Source organism: Leucobacter luti, from assembly GCF_004217175.1.
In the GTDB taxonomy this organism is placed as follows: Bacteria; Actinomycetota; Actinomycetes; order Actinomycetales; family Microbacteriaceae; genus Leucobacter; species Leucobacter luti.
Map to the genome: position 1 here is coordinate 116,666 of NZ_SHKI01000002.1, position 18,316 is coordinate 134,981.

16 protein-coding genes are annotated in these 18,316 nt (G+C 68.6%); 12 read left to right on the forward strand and 4 right to left on the reverse strand.

Annotated elements, in window-relative coordinates:
• The gene (locus EV139_RS00535) at nt 1-1,878 is read right to left on the reverse strand and encodes a thiamine pyrophosphate-dependent enzyme (RefSeq protein WP_130452379.1); all 1,878 of its coding nucleotides are present in this window, start codon (nt 1,876-1,878) and stop codon (nt 1-3) included.
• 159 nt (nt 1,879-2,037) lie between these two features.
• Between EV139_RS00535 and EV139_RS00540 the strand changes: the two genes are divergently transcribed.
• From EV139_RS00540 to EV139_RS00565, 6 genes are all read left to right on the forward strand, one after another.
• Complete coding sequence (locus tag EV139_RS00540; protein ID WP_130452380.1) at nt 2,038-2,859, forward strand: IclR family transcriptional regulator; 822 nt, start codon at nt 2,038-2,040, stop codon at nt 2,857-2,859.
• Between the two features lie 106 nt (nt 2,860-2,965).
• Nucleotides 2,966-4,045 (forward strand): substrate-binding domain-containing protein, encoded by a 1,080-nt coding sequence (locus EV139_RS00545; RefSeq protein WP_130452381.1) that lies wholly within the window; start codon nt 2,966-2,968, stop codon nt 4,043-4,045.
• Between the two features lie 29 nt (nt 4,046-4,074).
• The gene (locus tag EV139_RS00550; RefSeq protein ID WP_130452382.1) at nt 4,075-5,577 is read left to right on the forward strand and encodes a sugar ABC transporter ATP-binding protein; all 1,503 of its coding nucleotides are present in this window, start codon (nt 4,075-4,077) and stop codon (nt 5,575-5,577) included.
• Nucleotides 5,574-6,560: an ABC transporter permease gene (locus EV139_RS00555; RefSeq protein WP_130452383.1), complete on the forward strand. Its 987-nt coding sequence runs from the start codon at nt 5,574-5,576 to the stop codon at nt 6,558-6,560. The genes EV139_RS00550 and EV139_RS00555 overlap by 4 nt, the downstream gene beginning before the upstream one ends.
• 64 nt (nt 6,561-6,624) lie before the next feature.
• Complete coding sequence (locus EV139_RS00560) at nt 6,625-7,764, forward strand: Gfo/Idh/MocA family protein (protein WP_130452384.1); 1,140 nt, start codon at nt 6,625-6,627, stop codon at nt 7,762-7,764.
• Between the two features lie 25 nt (nt 7,765-7,789).
• Entirely contained in the window at nt 7,790-8,620 is an 831-nt protein-coding gene (locus EV139_RS00565) for a sugar phosphate isomerase/epimerase family protein (RefSeq protein WP_130452385.1), read from the forward strand.
• 69 nt (nt 8,621-8,689) lie between these two features.
• Here the strand turns inward: EV139_RS00565 and EV139_RS00570 are convergent, their stop codons facing one another.
• The 3 genes from EV139_RS00570 to EV139_RS00580 all read right to left on the reverse strand — a co-directional run bounded on the left by EV139_RS00570 (nt 8,690) and on the right by EV139_RS00580 (nt 11,529).
• A complete protein-coding gene (locus EV139_RS00570) occupies nt 8,690-9,082 on the reverse strand; it encodes an SHOCT domain-containing protein (RefSeq protein WP_241988926.1) in 393 nt (130 codons plus the stop codon).
• A 174-nt stretch (nt 9,083-9,256) separates the two neighbouring features.
• Entirely contained in the window at nt 9,257-9,688 is a 432-nt protein-coding gene (locus EV139_RS00575) for a hypothetical protein (RefSeq protein ID WP_130452386.1), read from the reverse strand.
• 122 nt (nt 9,689-9,810) lie between these two features.
• Nucleotides 9,811-11,529 carry a SulP family inorganic anion transporter gene (locus EV139_RS00580; RefSeq protein ID WP_130452387.1) on the reverse strand — a complete coding sequence of 573 codons (1,719 nt, stop codon included), beginning with the start codon at nt 11,527-11,529 and terminating at the stop codon, nt 9,811-9,813.
• Between the two features lie 167 nt (nt 11,530-11,696).
• Between EV139_RS00580 and EV139_RS00585 the strand changes: the two genes are divergently transcribed.
• The 6 genes from EV139_RS00585 to EV139_RS00610 all read left to right on the forward strand — a co-directional run bounded on the left by EV139_RS00585 (nt 11,697) and on the right by EV139_RS00610 (nt 18,298).
• Nucleotides 11,697-14,300 (forward strand): helix-turn-helix transcriptional regulator, encoded by a 2,604-nt coding sequence (locus EV139_RS00585; protein WP_130452388.1) that lies wholly within the window; start codon nt 11,697-11,699, stop codon nt 14,298-14,300.
• Nucleotides 14,301-14,451: 151 nt separating this feature from the next.
• A complete protein-coding gene (locus tag EV139_RS00590) occupies nt 14,452-15,399 on the forward strand; it encodes a DUF1214 domain-containing protein (protein WP_237465660.1) in 948 nt (315 codons plus the stop codon).
• Nucleotides 15,396-15,902: a DUF6325 family protein gene (locus tag EV139_RS00595; protein WP_130452389.1), complete on the forward strand. Its 507-nt coding sequence runs from the start codon at nt 15,396-15,398 to the stop codon at nt 15,900-15,902. The genes EV139_RS00590 and EV139_RS00595 overlap by 4 nt, the downstream gene beginning before the upstream one ends.
• The gene (locus EV139_RS00600; protein ID WP_241988927.1) at nt 15,902-16,231 is read left to right on the forward strand and encodes an SHOCT domain-containing protein; all 330 of its coding nucleotides are present in this window, start codon (nt 15,902-15,904) and stop codon (nt 16,229-16,231) included. The genes EV139_RS00595 and EV139_RS00600 overlap by 1 nt, the downstream gene beginning before the upstream one ends.
• 41 nt (nt 16,232-16,272) lie before the next feature.
• On the forward strand, nt 16,273-16,944 hold the full coding sequence (locus tag EV139_RS00605; protein ID WP_130452390.1) for a GAP family protein: 672 nt from the start codon (nt 16,273-16,275) through the stop codon (nt 16,942-16,944).
• Nucleotides 16,945-16,987: 43 nt separating this feature from the next.
• Nucleotides 16,988-18,298 (forward strand): DUF1254 domain-containing protein, encoded by a 1,311-nt coding sequence (locus EV139_RS00610; RefSeq protein WP_130452391.1) that lies wholly within the window; start codon nt 16,988-16,990, stop codon nt 18,296-18,298.
• The last annotated feature ends 18 nt before the right edge of the window (nt 18,299-18,316 follow it).

Genomic DNA, 18,316 nt, shown 5'->3' on the forward strand with positions numbered 1-18,316 from the left:
TTAGATCTCCAGTTCGTGTCGGAGGGCTTCGGTCTTGGCGACCCACGGACCCACGTTCCAACGTCCAAACGATCCAAACCCGCCGAGCGGGTCGGAGCCGAAGTACACGGGAACATGGATGAGTGAGAGGCCGTCGTAGTCGTACGCCGCGTCGAGGGCGGCGGTGAATTCCGCGGTGCTCGTGCCGCCGTGGAGCGCCTGAACGCCGCCAACGGCGGCGGCCCATGCGCGGTAGTCGACCTCGACCTGATCGTTGGTCGCATAGTCGATGCCGTATTGATCGAGCTGGAGCGAGGAGATCGCGCCCTGCCGGCGATTGTCGAACACAACGATGACGCCGCGCGCGCCGTGCTGCACGCCGTCGATGAGTGCTTGGGGGTTCATCGTGAAGCTGCCGTCCCCGGTGAGCGAGACGCCGAAGAACGGGGAGCTCGCGATTCCGGTTGCGACAATCGCGCTGGTTGAGAAACCCATGTAGCTCGCCCCGGTCTCGGTGATGGTGCGCCCCACGCGATCGTCCTCGGCGACCTGAAAGCCGTTCGCCTGCACGTCGCCCGCGTCGTAGAAGAGTACGGCGTCGTCGTGCGAGCGGGCCCAATCGTTGACGGCCTTGAGTGCGGCCGGCTGGGTGAGGACTGGCCGTTGCCACACCTCATCCTCGAGCACTGGGGTGCGGTAGCGTGCCTCCTTGAATGCGACCCACTGCTCCCAAGCATCCATGCACGCGACTGCCCACGGGCTTGAGAGGTCGTGCGGGGCAGCCCCGAGCTGCTTCACCGCGTCGATGAGGCCGCGGAGCGTGGCTCGCGCGTCGCCCAACAGCGGGATCGCGTGATTGTAATGGACCGCGTCTGCCGGGTCCGTGTTCACGTTGACCACTCGAGTCACTCTCGGATACCCCGTTCGTGACATGTCCGATTGGCAGACACCGCGAGTTCCAATCGCGAGGAGAACATCACCCTGTTCCATCGCGAAATTGCCGCTGATTGAGCCCTTTGACCCGCCCACCGTGAGATTACGCGGGTGCTCGTATGGAAGCGTTCCTGAGGCGATGGGCGAAGTCACCGCGAAGCCGTCCACGAGGTCGAGGATTTCCTGGATCTCGGGCCCGGCCCCGCGGGCTCCTCCGCCCACGCGCACGACGACCCGCTCGGCGTCGATCAACGCGCGTGCGGCCTGCTCGTACGCGCCGTTGTCCGCCGCGGCCCCCAGCGCCGGGGGCGGGCCGGAGGGGAGCGCTCCGAGCGTCATGGTGAGCAGCTGTGGTTGCGTGTTGATCGGCAGGAGGAGGAAGAACGGCCTGGCGCGGTGTGGGTGGTCCACCGCGTTCATTCCGCGTCGGAGTGCTTCGGGGAGCGCCCATGGGGTGTGCAGCGTGTAGGCAGGCCCCATTGCGGACGCGAGCCGGAGGAACGCCTCTTGCCCCGCGTCTGGGATTTGCTGCATGTTTGGCCCCTCGGCCTCGGTGGTTTCGTCAGCGTAGATATGCCACACGCCAACGCCGTCACTGCTCGCCGCGAGGCTGCCCGCCAACGCTTGCACTGCGCCGGGGCCGATCGAGGTAAAGACCGCGGCCTTCTCCCCGGTGCTCCAGCGCAACGCTGTTGCAATGTGAGCGGCCTCGACCTCGTTCCGAACCGCGTGCGTACGGAGCGCGCCCTCGCGCTCGTATACCCGCATGACCTCACCCAGATCGGTGGAGCCGTGGCCAAAGATCCCGACGAATATTTTGACGTCCTGCTTGAGCAGACCGATCACCACGGCCTCTGCGAGGGTCACGCTGACCGTGTTCGGGAGAGTGCCACTGGCGAGCGCCTGCTCGACAGATCCCGCCTTGACTATTGCTCGTGCGCGAATCGCGCGCTCTTCAATCACCATGTGATGAGATTACAACGACGTTGTTCAAATGGCAACGATTCTCGGAGGTGAGGGTGTTTTCGCGTCGCCTCTCGGGCCGGTGGCGCCACTAGGTGGCGAGTTTTCGCAAATTTGACAATCTCTTTGACAAATGAACAACGCGCGATTACGTTAGGTTTCATGAACGACTCACGGACCCGCAGCGGTGCCCTCGAATCCGGTCTTGACGTCCTTGAGGCGTTGGCGTCGAGCAGCACTGGTCTCGGCGTTAGCGACCTCGCGGCGGCCCTGTCGATGGACAAGGGCAACGCTCACCGGCTTCTCCGGGTACTCATGCAGCGCGGATATGTGCAGCAGAGCGAGCTGACCAAGCGCTATCGTCCCTCTGCGAAGCTGGTCTCTGTGGCGGGATCCGTGCTGCGGCGCCTGGACCTGCGTGCGGCGTCCGAGGACGCGTGCGACGAGCTGCTTGAGCAGACGGGGGAGTCGGTGCATGTTTCGCAGATGACCACCGGCGGACCGGTCTACGTGCTGCAGCGGAAGGCCCCGTTCCGAGTGTCGGTCGACACCGAGGTCGGGGCGCGGCCGCCGATGCACGCAACCGCGACCGGGAAGGCAGTGCTCGCATACGTCCCCGAAGCCGACCGTGAGTCGTGGCTGACCCTGCCGCTTGAGCGGTTCACCATTCGCACCATCACTTCGATGGACGAGCTCAACCGTGACCTGACGACGGTCGCGGCCCAGGGCTACGCCCTTGACGACGAAGAGTACAACCCAGGGGTGCGGTGCATCGCAGCCCCGGTCTTCGGAATCGACGGCACCGTTGTCGGGTGCATCGGTGTCTCCAGTCCGATCCACCGGATGGGGCTGGAGCGAATCCCCGTCGCCGCTGAGCAATTGCTCGCGGCGGCACGCAGTGTTACCGAGCGCTTGGGCGGTCCGCTCGAGCGCCACGACACCATCAATCTTGCCGAGCCGGAGGGTTCAACCGCGGCGAGGTAACCCCCAGAAGATCGCAACCGCGTTCGCATAGTTCCCTCGGCGGGACTTCGCATCGTCCACCCGGGCGAGGCTCAGTCCTGCCTGCAATCAAAGGAGATCGCAGATCATGAAACGAATTCGCACATTTGGAGCTGCCGCGGCAGCGCTCGGCCTCGCCGCCGCGCTCACCGCGTGCAGTGGCGGCGGACTGCTCGACGCGCCGAAGGACGACTCAGCTGAGGGTGCGGGTGAGAGCTACACCGTTGGTGTCTCGTACCCCACGTCGAACAGTCCGTTCTGGGCTGCCTACATGGACTTTGTGGAGGAGGGCGCGGAACAGCTCGGTGTCGAGCTCAACACCGTTGCCGCCAACGGAGACGAGCAGAAGCAGCTCGCGGACGTCCAGAACCTGATCAGCCAGGGCGTCGACGGCTTGATTATCACGCCGACCTCGACCGCGGTGGCGAGCCAGCTGCTCCAGACTGCCGCCGACGCGGATGTTGAGGTGGTAGTGACGGATCGATACCCAGACTTCGAGCCGGGTACGGAAGGGAAGCCGCCGTACACCGCGTTCATCGGACCGAACGACGAGCTCGCGGGCGAGAACATTGCTCGCGCACTGATCGATGCCGGATCTGACAAGATCCTCGCGCTGGGCGGCGTTCCGGGCTCCTCAGTCACTGAGGGGCGCAAAGCGGGCCTTGAGAAAGCCATCGAAAACGGTGGGACGCTGGTGCAGTACCAGGCCGGCGACGGTGAGGCGCAGGAGAACGGACTGTCGGCCTTCGAGAGCCTGCTGCAGGCGCACCCGAGCGGCACTGCGAATGGCGTCTGGTGCTACAACGACAACCTCTGCCAGGGCGCGATTAAGGCGGCGCAGAACGCGGATCGCGCAGACGAGTACCGCTTTGGCGGGATGGATCTGACGCCCGAGGCGATCACCGCCATCGAGAAGGGCGACTACTACGTCAGCTTTGGTGGGCACTGGCTCCAGGGCGGTTTCGGCCTGGTGATGCTCTACGACAAGCTCGGCGGCAAGGACCCGAAGACACCGATCGTGAAGCTTGATCTGCTCGAGGTCAACGCGGACAACGTCGCGGAGTTCAAAGAACAGTACATCGACAACCCGCCGGAGTACGACTTCACCGAGCTGAGTCAGATCACGAACCCTGACGCCACCGGCTCGTTCGAGATCACGCTGCGCTAAGCGGCGCACTGCGGGAAGGAAGCAAGACGGTGTCGTCGAAGCTCTTTGAACTCGAGGGACTCTGCAAGTCCTACGGCAGCGTGCGAGCGCTGCGCTGGGACGCAGACTCCGCTATTCGCTTGGAGGCCGGAGACGTCCTCGGGCTCGCCGGAGAAAACGGGGCGGGCAAGTCCACGCTGTTGGGGGCGATCAGCGGATCGTTGAAGCTCGACAGCGGTCACATGCGCTTCGACGGCGCCGCCTTCGCACCTACTGGGCCGTTTGACGCTTTGAACCAGGGCGTCGCACTGATTCCGCAGGAGACGCTCCTTTCTCCGACGCTCACCATTGCCGAGAACGTGCTGCTCGGGCGAGAGGGAGAGTACACGGTCGCCGGTGCGATCTTCCCTGGCCGGCGTGACCGGCTCGCCAGGGAGGCGCTGCACGCGATCGGGGTCGACTATCCGCTGCACAGCGTTGTATCGGGCCTCCCCATCGAACACCGCAAGATGATTGAGCTCGCGCGAGCGCTCGCGGCGAACCCCAAGGTCCTGCTCGTCGACGAGACGTCGAATGTTTTGTCACGTGACGGCGCGATTGTGCTGTTCGACGAGATACGACGCTTTGCGGCCGCCGGCGGTGCAGTGATCTTCGTCACGCACAGACTCGACGAGATTATCGAGCACTGCAACAAGATCGCGATTCTCAAAGACGGGGCGTTTGTGACTGAAACGATGGTCTCGGACACCGACGAGGCCGAGATCTCGCGGTCGATGGTGGGGCGCGATCTCGGGGTCCTTGCCGTGCGGGAGGCCGATCCGGATCGTGGCGACCGCGGTCTCCCGGTGCTCGACGTCGTCGAACTCACCGCGGACGGCTGCTCCCCGATGAGCTTCAGCGTGTGCCCGGGCGAGGTCCTCGGAATCGGTGGCCTCGTCGGCTGCGGTGCTGACAAGGTGATTCGTGCACTCGCGGGGGCTGACCGCGCGAGCTACGAGGCGATCTCGGTGTCGGGCGCACCGGTGCGCGGGGACACCGTTCGCGCGCGCATTGCGTCCGGACTTGCCTACGTGCCGAAGGACCGAGACGAGGAAGGGCTGCTGCTCTTCTCGTCGGTGCACGAGAACATCGTGCTCGGCAGCCTCGACCGCTACAGCGCCGCGGGCACTATCGCGCCGCAGGCGGGAATCGCCTCGGTGCGCGGCCTCATCGATCGCCTGAACATCAAGACACCCGCGGCGAGCACGCAGGTGCGCAACCTCTCGGGAGGCAACCGGCAAAAGGTGTTGCTTGCTCGCTGGCTACAGCGGGATGTGCCGGTCCTGCTACTGAATAACCCCACTCGGGGCGTAGACGTCGGTGCCAAGGGGGAGATATATGACCTGCTCGATCAGGCACGAGCCGAGGGGAAGGCCGTGGTTGTGGTCTCCGATGAGCTCCCTGAACTCCGCCGACTTGCCGACCGCGTACTGATCATGAGAACCGGCCAGGTGACCGCTGACTACACCGCTCCCGTACCCGAGGAGCACGACTTGATTAGGGCAATGATATGACCTCTCCCAACCCGTACACAGCCCCCGTGGTGACCTCTCCCGCCGCGCGCCGGCAGCGGTCTCTGCGGGGCACCGTCCAGATGCTGGTGCCATATGCGGCGCTGATCGTCCTATTTCTACTGTTCACTGTTCTGAAGGGCCAGACCTTCATCGCGCCATCGAATCTGCTTGTTGTGCTGCAGCAGTCGGTCGTGCTCGCAATCGTCGCCTATGGAATGACCTTTGTGATCACCTCCGGGTCGATTGACCTTTCAGTGGGCTCGGTGGTGGGGCTCTCCGGCGTGGTCACTGCACTGGTCGGTTTTGAGCACGGCGCGCTCGGACTCGTGGTGGGTGCGGCGGTGGGGGCGCTTGCCGGCCTCATCAATGGCGTAGTCTTCGCGTTCGCCCGCATCCCCTCGTTCATCGTCACCCTCGGGATGCTGCAGGTTGCGCGCGGGCTGACCATCTTGATCAGTGGTGGATCGTCGAAGCCGATGCCGACGGAGGGGCTCCTGCCGTGGCTCGGTGTGATGCCGGGAATCATCATCGCGGGAATTGTGATCACCCTGATCGCCGGGTTCCTGTTCCAGTTCACGGTGTTCGGCCGGCGCGTACGCGCGATCGGTGGCAATGAACGTGTGGCGGCACTCGCCGGTGTCCCCACACGCCAGGTGAAAGTCTGGGTGTTCGTCCTCTCGGGGCTCCTCGCGGGAATCGGCGGGTCGATCTTGGCTGCGCGGCTGGGCACGGGCTCACCGATCGCCGGGCAGTCGTTCGAGCTCGATGTGATCGCTGCGGTGGTGATTGGCGGTACGCCGCTCACCGGGGGACTCGGGCGCATCAGCGGCACCGTGGTCGGTGCGCTCATCATTTCAATGCTCTCGAACGGGTTGGTCCTCATCGGTGTCGGGGACGCGGAGCAGACGATCGTGAAGGGGATCGTGCTCGCGATCGCGGTGTTCATCTCCCTTGACCGGTCAAAGATCGGCATCATCAAGTAACTGTGCGTCGGCATTTCGCCGGCGCGAATCGGCTCCATCCACTAGCGAACAGGAAAGACTCGAAATGACTGCATCCACCACAGCTGCGCGACCCCTCAGGGTCGGCGCCGTCGGCGCCGGAGCAATCGCCCGGCTCTCGCACTTGCCGTCGATCGCGGCGGTCGATGGACTCGAAATCGCCGGGGTCGCAGACCCGAACCTTGAGCGTGCGCAGGAGCTCGCCCACGAGTACGGTGCCCAGGGATACTCGGACTACCGAGACATGTTCTCTCAGGCCGATCTCGACGTGGTGCTGGTTGCGATCCCGAACCACCTGCACCGCCAGGTCATTGAGGACGCGGCCGCCGCGAAAATCCACGTATTCTGCGAGAAGCCCGTCGCCCACAACCTGGTTGATGCGATCGCAATTCAGGAGGCGTGCGAACGGGCTGGAGTTCGCCTGCAGGTCGGTTTTAATCAGCGGTTCTGGGAACCGACGCAGATCGCGAAGCGATCGCTCGAAGCCGGGGTGATTGGCGATGTACAGGGGTTCCGGTCGGTGTACTCCGAGGCGTGGGACGTCTATCCAGCCGCAACCGGGTACCGCTACAACCTCCAGCAGTCGGGCGGCGCCGCAATTCTCGATCTCGGTGTGCACCGCATCGACATCGCCCGCTATCTGCTGGGCGAGATCATTGAGGTGTGCGCCACGATGGACCACCGGGTCATTCCCCACCCCGCGGACGACAACGTGTTCTTGCTTGTGCGTTTCGCGAGCGGCGCGACCGGCGTCATTAACTCAGATCGATTCTCCCCCCAGGTCGCTGGTTCAACTGACCTGTACGGGCCCGACGGCACGATTCACCTGTCAACGGAGACGATCAATCCGTTCGCCAGCGTGCCACTCGCAATCTCAAGCAAGCTGCCGCGTGAGGAGCTGCCGCGCGAGATTACCGAAGCCTACTGGCCAACAGCCTGGTGGAATGAGTATCAGCCCGGAACCTGGCTTGAGTTCACCCCGCCGCGCACCAACCCGTATGTGTCCGAGTGGCGCGCATTTGAAGCGTCGATTCGCACGGGGGTCGATGACGCGATCGCTCCGACGGGGATCGACGGGGTGAAGGCGCAGGAAGTGGTCACCGCCGCCTACCGCTCCGTGCGCACTCACGGCTGGGTGAGCCTGCCGCTCGCCGACCCTGAAGAGCCGATCCCTTCCTACGAATAACCACCCCGAGGAGAGAAGCAGGATCATGCGCACCAGTTTTCACACCGGATTTCTCACCGGAGTTCCGGTCATCGAAGCGGTCCAGCGGATTCGGGACGCCGGGTTCGACGGCGTCGAGTTGAACGCCGAGCGGCTTCCCTGGGCAGAACCGCATCTGACCCCGGACACCCCGCATTCAGTGATTGAACGCCTCGCCGCAACCGAGTCGATCACCTCCATTGCCGCGCACCGCGAGGGTCTTGCACACCCGGACCCCGCCCGGCGAGCAGCTGCGGTGGCGTGGACGCTCGACCTTGCGCGGATCTCCGTAGACCTGGGCGCCCCCCTGATCCACGTGATTCCGGGGGACGAGCCCGGTGACTCCCTGCTCGGGGTCGCGGGTACCCCCGGCGAGCTGCCGGCATTCATCGACTCGCTGCGTCGCGTGGTCGAGGGAGCTGAAGCGCTCGGCGTCGCGGTGGGGCTCGAACCGATCGTGCGGCAGCTCGTTGCCACGACGGACGCTGCGCTCGGGGTGCTCAGCGAGGTGCCGGGCCTGGGCATCAGTCTCGATCCGTCGCATCTTGAGGTCACCACACACGATGTGAGTGACGCGTCGCGTCGACTTGGCGACCGGACGATCCTGTTTGCGCTGAAAGACGCGCAGGGCACCCCAGAGAACTTCACATTCCCGGGGCTTGGCAGTGGGAACGTTGACTTCGTAGGAGCGCTCCGAATTCTTCGCGGGCTGGGGTTCGACGGTCCGGTTGTGGTGGAACACGAGGCGCACGTCTTCGGTGATGCCCGGGGGATCGATGAGGTGCTCGCGCAGAGTGCCGCATTCACGGCGCAGGTGCTGGCTCAGATCGAGGCCTAGCCCGAGCGCGTGAATGCCGGAGGCCCGGACCCAGCTGGGTCCGGGCCTCCGGCATGTTCATGGCCGCGCTTAGGCGGCGCTGAGCACGCGCCCCTTCAGCGCCGCGAACTCCTCGGCAGTGATCGCGCCGGAGTCGAGCAGCGCCTTCGCCTTTGCGATCTCGTCGGCCGGGCTCGCGCCCGCGACCTCGCGGATGTACGCGTCGGTCGCGTCCTTGCTCTCCTTAGCGTCCTCGTCCACGCGCTCGGCCATGCCCTGGCCGCGGGCGATGAGGTAGACCAGCGAGGTGAGCAGGGGCACCAGCACGAGGAACAGGATCCACGCCGCCTTGGCCCAGCCGTTCAGCTTCCGATCGCGGAACAGGTCAACGATCACCATCACGACCGCGATCAGTGCCGAGATGAACACGAATGCCCAGAACAGCAGTACGAGGACATCCCAGATTGATTCGAACAGGCTCACAGTGGTTCCTTTGCTTGCGTCGGGCGGGGCACAGCGCCACCGCACAGTCAGATTGCCGCCCCCGGTCGGCGCGGCAGGGCCGCGACCCAGACGGCGTTGCGGGCGGGCGGGTGCCCGGGGGGGGCGTGGGCACCCGTGGTACCCGGGCACCCGTGGCGCCCGGGCGCCGCGGCGCTAGCCGCAGTTGAGGCCGGACTCCGCGGTCTCGCGGGCGCCGGCGAGGGCGCGAGCGTCCTCGACGAGCGAGTCGCGCGCGTCCGCCAGCGAGGCGTCGTCGTCGACCGACTGCAGCTGCTCGGAGAACGTCGACCAGGCGCCCTGCAGCGCCTCGGCCCGGTCGTCGGCGACCGCGCCCAGCGCCTCGTCGGCGGCCTCGTGCGCCGCGGCCACGGTCTCCCGGATGTCGCGCAGCTCGCCCACGGTGGTGGCCTCCGAGAGGTCCGCGGCGGCGGCGGTGAGCGTCGCGTCGTAGTCGGCGAGCGCGGTGCACGCGGCGGCCGCGTTCTCCTGCTCCGACGGGCCGGACGCGGCGCACCCCGTGAGGCCCGCCAGGCTGAGCGCGCCAACGAGCGCAGCGGCGGCGAGGCCGCGATGAGTCGTGTTCATGTTTCCCCCTGGATTGCGCCGACTCGGCCCAGCCGGTCCGGCGATCTGTTCGTGCACCTCACTACCCTGCCCGGATCGGCTCGCGCGGAGGCGCGGATCCGGCGAAAATCATCCGTAGCGGATTATGCGGTGGGCGGCGACTCAGCCTGCGCCGCGCGCCACTCCGCCGCGAACTCCCGCGCCCGGGTGACCGAGTCGCCGAGCCGCTCGTACTCGGGGAAGACGTGTGCGGCGCCGAGCCGGTCGAGCGCCCCCGTGGCGCGGAGCTGGCCGTTGACGGAGTCGCTCACGCCGGCCAAGATGAGCGTGCCGCCGGCGGCGCGGAGCGCGGTCGAGTAAGTCTCCAGCACGCGCAGGAAGGTGCTGCCGATCTGGTCCTTGCCGCGCAGCCGGAACACCACGGCCGTGCCGTGCGCGGCGGCGGGCACCCCGGGGAGCTGACGCTCGATCACGGGGGCGGCCGCGAAGAACAGGCTGCCGTATGGCACGAGCACGACGGTCTCGCCCACGGGCAGCGTCTCGGGGGCGGGCACCTCCCGCGGCAGCGGGCGCTCGTCGTCGAACACCCAGTGCTTCAGCACCACCCGGTTCGACTGCCGCACCACGAACAGGATCACGGCGAGACCCACCCCGGTGAGGGCCGCGTACTGGAGCGGGATCAGGAGCGTGAGCACGAAGGTGACCGCGAGCACCGTGGCCTGGATCGGCCCGGTCTTCCACACCAGCAGCACCTGGTGCAGCTTGAAGGTGCGCACCCCGATCAGGATCAGCAGGGCCGCGAGCGCGGGCATCGCGACGAGCCCAATCAGCGGTGCCGCCAGCAGGATCGTGAGGGCCATGACCACGGCGGCGCTGAGGTTCGCCAGCGCCGATTTTGCTCCGGCCGCTCGCACGAGCGCGGTCGCCGACATCGAGCCGCCGACGGGCATCCCCTGGAGGAACCCACTGGCGATGTTCGCGATGCCCTGGCCTCGGAAATCGGCGGACGCATCGCCGTAGCGACCGTTTGGGTTTGGCACGGAGCCGCTGATGGCAGCGCCCTGCACGAGCCCCACGAGCGCGAGCGAGCAGGCGGGGACGATCAGGCTCCACAGCTGGGTGAGATCCGGCGCGACGAAGCCGGGGAGCGCACTGGGCACACTCGTGAGGTCTGAGATCTTGGCGACCGGATCGAGGCCCGGGAACAGCCCGAGCGCCACGGCGAGCGCGGAACCGACCGCCACGGCGGCCACCATCGCGAGGGCGCCGAGCCGGGTGCGCTCGAGGAGCAGGATCAGCGCGAGCGTCACGGCTGAGACCAGCACGGTGGGCAGGCTCCAGTGCGCGATGTTGAGGAACGAGTCGACCGCGCGCAGCACGCGATTGGCGCCCTCAGCCTGGCTCCCCGTGGCGTTGTCGAGCTGGCCGAGCACGATGTTGATGGCGACCGCGTTGACGAAGCCGACGAGCACCGCGGTGGGGATGAACCGCACGAGCGAGCCGAGCCGGGCGAGGCCCAGCGCGAGCATGATGAGGCCGGCCATGATGCCGAGCATCGCGAGTCCCGCGGGGGTGAGGCCGCCGGGCGTGCTGCCGGAGACGTCCGCGACCACGACCGCCATTGCCCCGGTCGCCTGCACCGACATGAACACCGAGCCGGTGGCGAGCGAGCCGCCGAGCGTTCCCACGAGGTAGGCGTAGAGCCCGTGCAGGGGATTGAGCCCGGCGAGCATGCCGGCGGCGAGCCCGTCTGGCACGCTCTCGACGCCGAGCACGAGCCCGGCGCGGAGATCGGGGAGCACGGTGCGCCGCGAACCGAACCGAGCGAGGTAGTTGCGAAGCCCCGCGGGGAGCGCCTTCATCTCACGTCCATTTCTCGACCGGCCGCGGGGCGACGCCGCCGCGGGACCGGGCGGCGCGCACACGGCGCGGCCCCCAGAGTGCCTGATCAGAAGCCGCAGCGGAAGCACTTCGTCATGAAGTCATCAAGAAGTGATGACGGGGCTGGCCACGCTGATACTCTGTGGCAATGGAAACCAGGGGGCCCGAGTCCTGGCTGCGCTCATCCTGGTTTTTGACCACGCCGCCGCAGCCGATCCCCGGTATCGCCGCGCGGCCGCGGCTCTCCGCGCGGCTCGGCGAGAGCCTTGAGAGCTCGGCGCTCGTGGTGGTCTCGGCCCCCTCCGGGTACGGCAAGACCGTGCTGCTGAGCGCGTTCGCGCAGGACAGCGCGGCGCCGGTCGCCTGGCTCACCCTCACCCGGCACGAGCTGAACGACGAGCGGCTGATCCTGCTCGGCCTCGTCTCCGCGATCGAGCGGCTCAGCGGTTCTCTGACGTCGCGGGCCACCCAGGTCGAGGTGCGCGCCGCCGCGCCGATCCACCAGGCCGTTGACGCGCGCGAACTGTACGGGCGGATCGCGGCGGCGGTCGCGGCGCTGCCAGTGCCGCCCACCATCGTGATCGACGATGCCCATCACGCCGGGCCGGTGCTCGGGGAGATTGTCGAGCTGCTGCTCGGGCTCGCGGCGAGCGGGACGCGCTTCGCGGTCGCCGGGCGCCCAGAACTGCTGCCGTGGTTCGCGAAGCGGATCGTGGCGCGGCCTGGATCGCTCGTCACCTCGGTGGAGCTCTCGCTCTCAACGGCCGAGGTGATGCAGGACGCGGTGCTGCGTGGCGAGGAGCTCGATCCAGCGGCGGCCGAGGCACGACGCGCGGCAACGGACGGCTGGCCGATCGCCTTCCAGATGCGCCAGCTCAGCGCGCTCAACGGCGCCCCGGAGGCCGCGTGGCGCGACGGCCTGTTCGTCGACTTCATCGACACAAACGTGCTGCCGGCGCTGGCGCCGCGCACTCGCGAGTTCGTGCTCGCCGCGACCACCTGCAACCGCCTCGACCGCGGCCTCGCCGCGGCGCTGAGCGGCATGGACGGCGCTGCCGCGCTGCTCGAAGAGTGCGTTTCGTCCGGGCTGTTCCTCGAGCGGATCACCGACGGCGCCGGCGGCACGGAGCGCACCGTGTACCGCTGGCACGACGCGTTCGCCGACGCCTGCCGCCGCATCGTTGCGCGCACCGGTGCGGAGCGCGCCGCCGCGCTCAACGCGATCGCGGCGCGGGCGCTCGCCGCCCGCTTTCCCGCCGAGGCGCTGCTCCACGCCGCGCTCGTCGACGACGCCGAACTGACCCTCTCGATCGTGCGCTCCTCGTGGATCCGCCTGATGCTCGAATCAGGCGCGCACGCGCTGCAACAGAGCTGCCTGTCGCTGCCCGCCGAATTCGCGGAGAGCCCCGAGGTGCTGGCGATCCGCGCCTGCTGCCTCAACCTCGTGGGCGACCGGCCGGGCGCGCGCATGCTCGCAGCGCGCGCGGTCGCGCTGGGGGAGGGCGACCCCGAGTTTGCGGCGACCTACGCCTTCGCGCGCCTCTTCCTGCTCGACGATCACGAGAGCCTCGCCCGCGCCACCGAGGACGCCGAACGGCTCCTCGCGGCCGGGGAGTCAGAGACGACGATGCACGCCTACCGGGTGTTCCTCGTCGGTTGGACCCTGCTGCGGCTGCGGCGCAACCCGGTGGGGGCCACGCGCCTGCTGCAGACCGCGATGAACGAGGCGCGGCTACTGCGCCGGCCGATCCTGGAGAAGCGGGCGGCCTCAAACCTGCTGTTCGCGCTCAGCTTCGCCGGCCGGCTCACCGACGCGGACCAGCTGCTCGGCTCCACGCTCGCTCACGACGACCCCGCCGACGACTGGGCGCACTACGACGGGGGGATCGGCCTGTTCGCGGTCGGGTTCTGCGCGTTCTGGCGCGGGCGCTACGACGAGTCGGCCGCCGCGTTCCGCGAGCTGATCGGCCACGGCGGGCACGACGTGTCCTATGCCGCGCTGGGGCGCGTGTTCCTCGCGGTCATCGCGGCGGCGCGCAAGAACCCGCGCGACATCCTCGACGCGGAGGCGCAGCTTGGCGGGATCGGACGCACCGAGACGCACGGCATGCCGTGGCCGGTGTACGGGGCCATCGCGCGCGCGTCGTTGCTTGCCGCGCAGGACCAGCCGGCGCGGGTCATCGAGACGCTCGCACCGCTGCGCGGTGAGGCAAACGTGCCGATCGTGCGGATTATCGCCGCGGAACTCGCGCGGGCCGCGGGCGACACGGCGCTCGCAATGGACTTCCTCGCCGGGCTCACCCCGGGTGAGCGCTCGGTTTCCTACGTGGCCGTGGCCGCCGAGACCTGCGCCGCGCTGATCGCGCACCGGGCGGGCGACGCGAACCGCGCACACCGGCGGATCGAGCGTGCCCTCGGGATCGCCGCGCGGGAAGAGGTGCTGCAGCCGTTCGTGTCGGCCGACCCGAGGTTGCGCGAGCTGCTCGCCGCGCACGCGGTGTCCGGGTCGCAGCACGCCGAGTTCATCGCGGCGCGCCTCGCGGAGCTTGAGCACGGCTCGGAGGGCGCCTTCGGCGCAGCGCTGTCGGAGCGCGAGCGCGAAGTGCTCGGCTACCTGCGCACCCCGATGACGGCCGGCGAGATCGCGGCCGCCCTGTTCGTGTCGGTCAACACCGTGCGCACACACCAGCGGGCGATCTACCGCAAGCTCGGGGTCACCAACCGGCGCGACGCGGTCAAGCTGCGGCACTAGCGCGACGGGGCCCGGCGGGGTCGCGGCCCGCGCTGACCCGCCGCATACCGGCGCCGCGTGCGCGGCGTCTTGCGTCCGCCGCGCCGCACACCCGCGGAGATCACCAATCGTGGATGATGCGCCGGCCGCCGCCGCGGGCCATGATGGCGGCATGCACACTTCTCCCGTCACGGTGACGTTCGAAAACTTCGCGCGATTCGAGAGCGAGCGCATGTTCGCCGGGATCGCCGCGGCTGCCGGATCGTCAAACGTGTGGAACCACTACCGCGTTCCCACCCCGATCGATCAGCAGACCGTGATCCGCATGAACCGCGACACGCTGTACAGTGCCGCGATTGTGGACGTGAGCCAGGGGGCCACGATCACGATTCCGGAGGCGGGCGGCCGCTACATCTCGATCATGCTCGTTAATCAGGACCACTACATCAACCGGGTGCTCCACGAGGCAGGCACGTACGAGCTGACCGCCGAAGAGCTCGGCAGCGACTTCGTGTGCGCCGCGGCGCGCATCCTCGTGAACCCCGAGGACCCGGCCGATGTGGCCGAGGTGAACCGGCTGCAGGATCAGCTCGGCCTCAGCTCCGGAGCCGGGGGCCAGTTCGCGCCCGCGCCCGTCGACGAGGCCTCGTTCACCGAGACCCGCGACGCGGTGCTCGTGCTCGCCCGCGGACTGAGCGGCATGGAGCGGTGCTTTGGGCGCCGCGAGGACGTCGACCCGGTGCGCCACCTGCTCGGCGCAGCCGTGGGCTGGGGCGGACTTCCCGAGTCTGAGGCGTCGTACATCAAGGTCGAGCCGCGCCTGCCGGTCGGCGAGTACACCCTCACCGTCGGCGACGTCCCGGTCGATGGCTTCTGGTCAATTTCGCTCTACAACGCTGACGGCTTCTTCGAGCCAAACGAGCTGGGCGCCTACAGCGTGAACAGCGTGACGGGGGTGCGCGACGCCGACGGGTCGATCACCGTGCGCTTCGGCGGCGACCCCGCGGCGCCCAACCACCTGCCACTCCCCGAGGGGTGGAACTACCTCGTGCGGCTGTACCGCCCCCGCCCAGAGATCCTTGACGGATCCTGGACCTTCCCCGCGATCGACGCCGCGTGACCGCCGTGACTCCCGCACCGTTCGCGCTCGGCCCCATCGAGCTCTTCATCGTCGAGTTCGACGGCACCGAGGCGGACCCGAGCGTGCTCGCCGCTCTCAACTCCCTCGACGCCGGTGGCCAGGTGCGCCTCGTCGACCTGGTCGTCGTCGGCCGGCTCGCCGACGGTGGGCTCCGGGTGACCGAGCTCACCGACCTTGCGGCACTCGACGCGCGGCTCGGGGCGAGCTCCGGGCTCGTCGCCGAGGGGCTCATCGGTCAGGACGATATCGAGGACGCGGCAGCGGGCCTCGCGCCGGGGCAGGGCGTCGCGCTCGCCGCGCTCGAGATGCGGTGGGCCACCGCGCTCTCCGCCGCACTCGCGCAGGCCGGCGGCCGCGTAGCCCACGTCGCGCTGATCCCGGCCCCGGCCGTGAACGATCTCGTTGCTGCGGCGCTCGCCGCAGCTCCCGCCGGGTCACCGGCACACGCGCCCGAGGGCGCAGACCCGAAGGAGCGTGCGTAGTGGCATTCATTGGTCGTGTCGGACGCCCCGGACTCCTCGGGATGGCGGCCCGCACCGCGGTGGTCGCCGGAACCGCCACCGCAGTGAGCGGAGCCGTCGCGCGCCGGCAGCACGAGCGTGCCGTCGCCGCGCAGGCGCAGGCGGCCCCGGTCCCCGCCCCGGCCCCCGCCCCCGCGCCAGCCGCCGCGGCCCCCGCGCCGGCCGTCGCCCCAGCGCCCGCCGGCACCGACCTCGTCGCCCAGCTGCAGCAGCTCGCAGCGCTCCAGCAGCAGGGTCTGCTCTCGGCCGCGGAGTTCGAGCAGGCAAAGCAGCAGCTTCTCGGGTCCTGAGCGACCCACCACCGCGTTACGATCACAAAGGATCGATCCCCGTGCTTGAAATTATCGGCGCCACTCTCACCAACGCGACGGCTATCGCCGTCAGTCCGATCCCGATCATCGCCGTGATCCTCATGCTGATGTCCCCGCGCTCGACGCGCATGGGGTTGGCGTTCCTCGTCGGCTGGTTTGTGGGGATCGTGGTGGCCACGACCGTGTTTACCCTGCTCGCCGGCGTCATCCCCGCTGGCGGATCCGGCGACTCGCGGCCCATCCTCGGCACCATCCAGATCGTGCTCGGCCTCGGCCTGCTGCTCCTTGGCTGGCGCCAGTGGCGCTCCCGCCCCGCCCCGGGCGAGACCCCGGAGCTGCCGGCGTGGATGTCGAAGATCGACCAGATGCGGGCGCTCCCCGCCGCGGGCCTCGCGTTCGCACTGGCGGCGGTGAACCCGAAGAACCTGCTGGTCGCAGCCGCGGCCGGCACCGAGATCGGGCACGGTGGCCTCGACGCCGGCGCGCTGATCGCCACGATCCTCGTGTTCAGCGTCATCGCCGCGCTCAGCGTGCTCGTCCCCGTGCTCTTCGCGCTGTTCGCGCCCCAGACCGCGGCGAAGGCGCTCGCCGGGATCCGCGCCTGGCTCACCGTCAACAACTCCGTCATCATGACCGTGCTCCTCGCGATTCTCGGGGCAAACGTCATCGGCAAGGGTCTCGGCGCGTTCTAGCCGCCCACTCGCTGCGTCCGCAACCATCACTTCAAGGAGTCACATGTCCGCCGCACCGCAGGATCTCACCACCGCCTACCTGTACGGGTTCCCGCTGGTGTTCAACCTCGATCAGGTCGCCCGCTACGTCTCGACCGGTGTGGGGAAGAACCCGGCCGCGCCGTGGAACGCGTTCAGCCACGCGCGCACCCTCGCGGGCCCCGAAGACAAGTTCGTCACCATCAACAACGACACGGTCTACTCGATGGCGCAGCTCGACATGAGCGTCGGCCCGATCCTGCTCAGGGTGCCGGCCACGCACGGCCGCTACTTCGTGCTGCAGTTCGTGAACGCCTGGACCGACAACTTCGCCTACATCGGGCACCGCGCCACCGGCAGCGATGCGGGGGAGTACCTGCTCGTGCCGAGCGACTGGGGCGGGGCCGCGCCCGCGGGAGCGACCGTCGTTCGCGTGCCGACCCGCGTCGCGTCGATCGTGGGGCGCTGGGCCGTCGACGGCGACGCCGACCTCGCGGCCGTGCACGCGCTGCAGGACGCGACCACGCTGACCCCGCAGGATCCGGGTGCCGCGCCGCTCGGGTTGCCCGCGGCCGAGTCCGCGTCCGGGGCGACTGCGACCGAGGCCGGTGAGTTCTGGGCCAAGTACCGGCTGTGGAGCCGGGAGTTCCCGCCGGCGCCGCGCGACGAGGCACTGCTCGCGGGCACGCTCGCCGCGCTCGACGCGAGCGACGAGGCCGGCCGCGACTCAGGGTACGCCGCGGGGAAGGCCGCGCTCGAGCACATCCTCACCTCGGGTGCCGGCAACGCGCTCGTGAACGGCTGGAACCTGGCCTACCACTCGTTCGACTACAACCTCGACTACTTCGAGGTGGGCTCGATCGACGATCCCGCGTTTAAGATCACGGACCCGCAGCGCCGCATCGTGCAGCGCGCCGGGGCCGCGCTCGGTGGGCTGTGGGGCAACCAAGCGTTCGAGGCCGCGTACATCGCGACCTACGTTGACGACCAGGGCGAGCCGCTCGACGGCCGCAACAGCTACACGCTGCACCTGGCACCCACACCGCCCGTCGGCGCGTTCTGGTCGCTGACCATGTACGACGTGCCCGATTACTACCTCGTGCCCAACCCGGCCGGACGGTTCTCGATCGGCGACCGCACGCCCGGGCTCGAATACGAGGCGGACGGATCGCTCGTGATCACGATGAGTCACGCGGAGCCCGCGGATCCCCGCGCCCGCGCAAACTGGCTGCCAGCACCCGCCGGGGCGTTCAGGCCGGTGCTGCGCATGTACGAGCCGGCGCCCGAGGTGCTCGACCAGAGCTACACGGTCGCCGCGATCACGCGCCAGCGCTGATCCGGCGGCGGCTCCGTG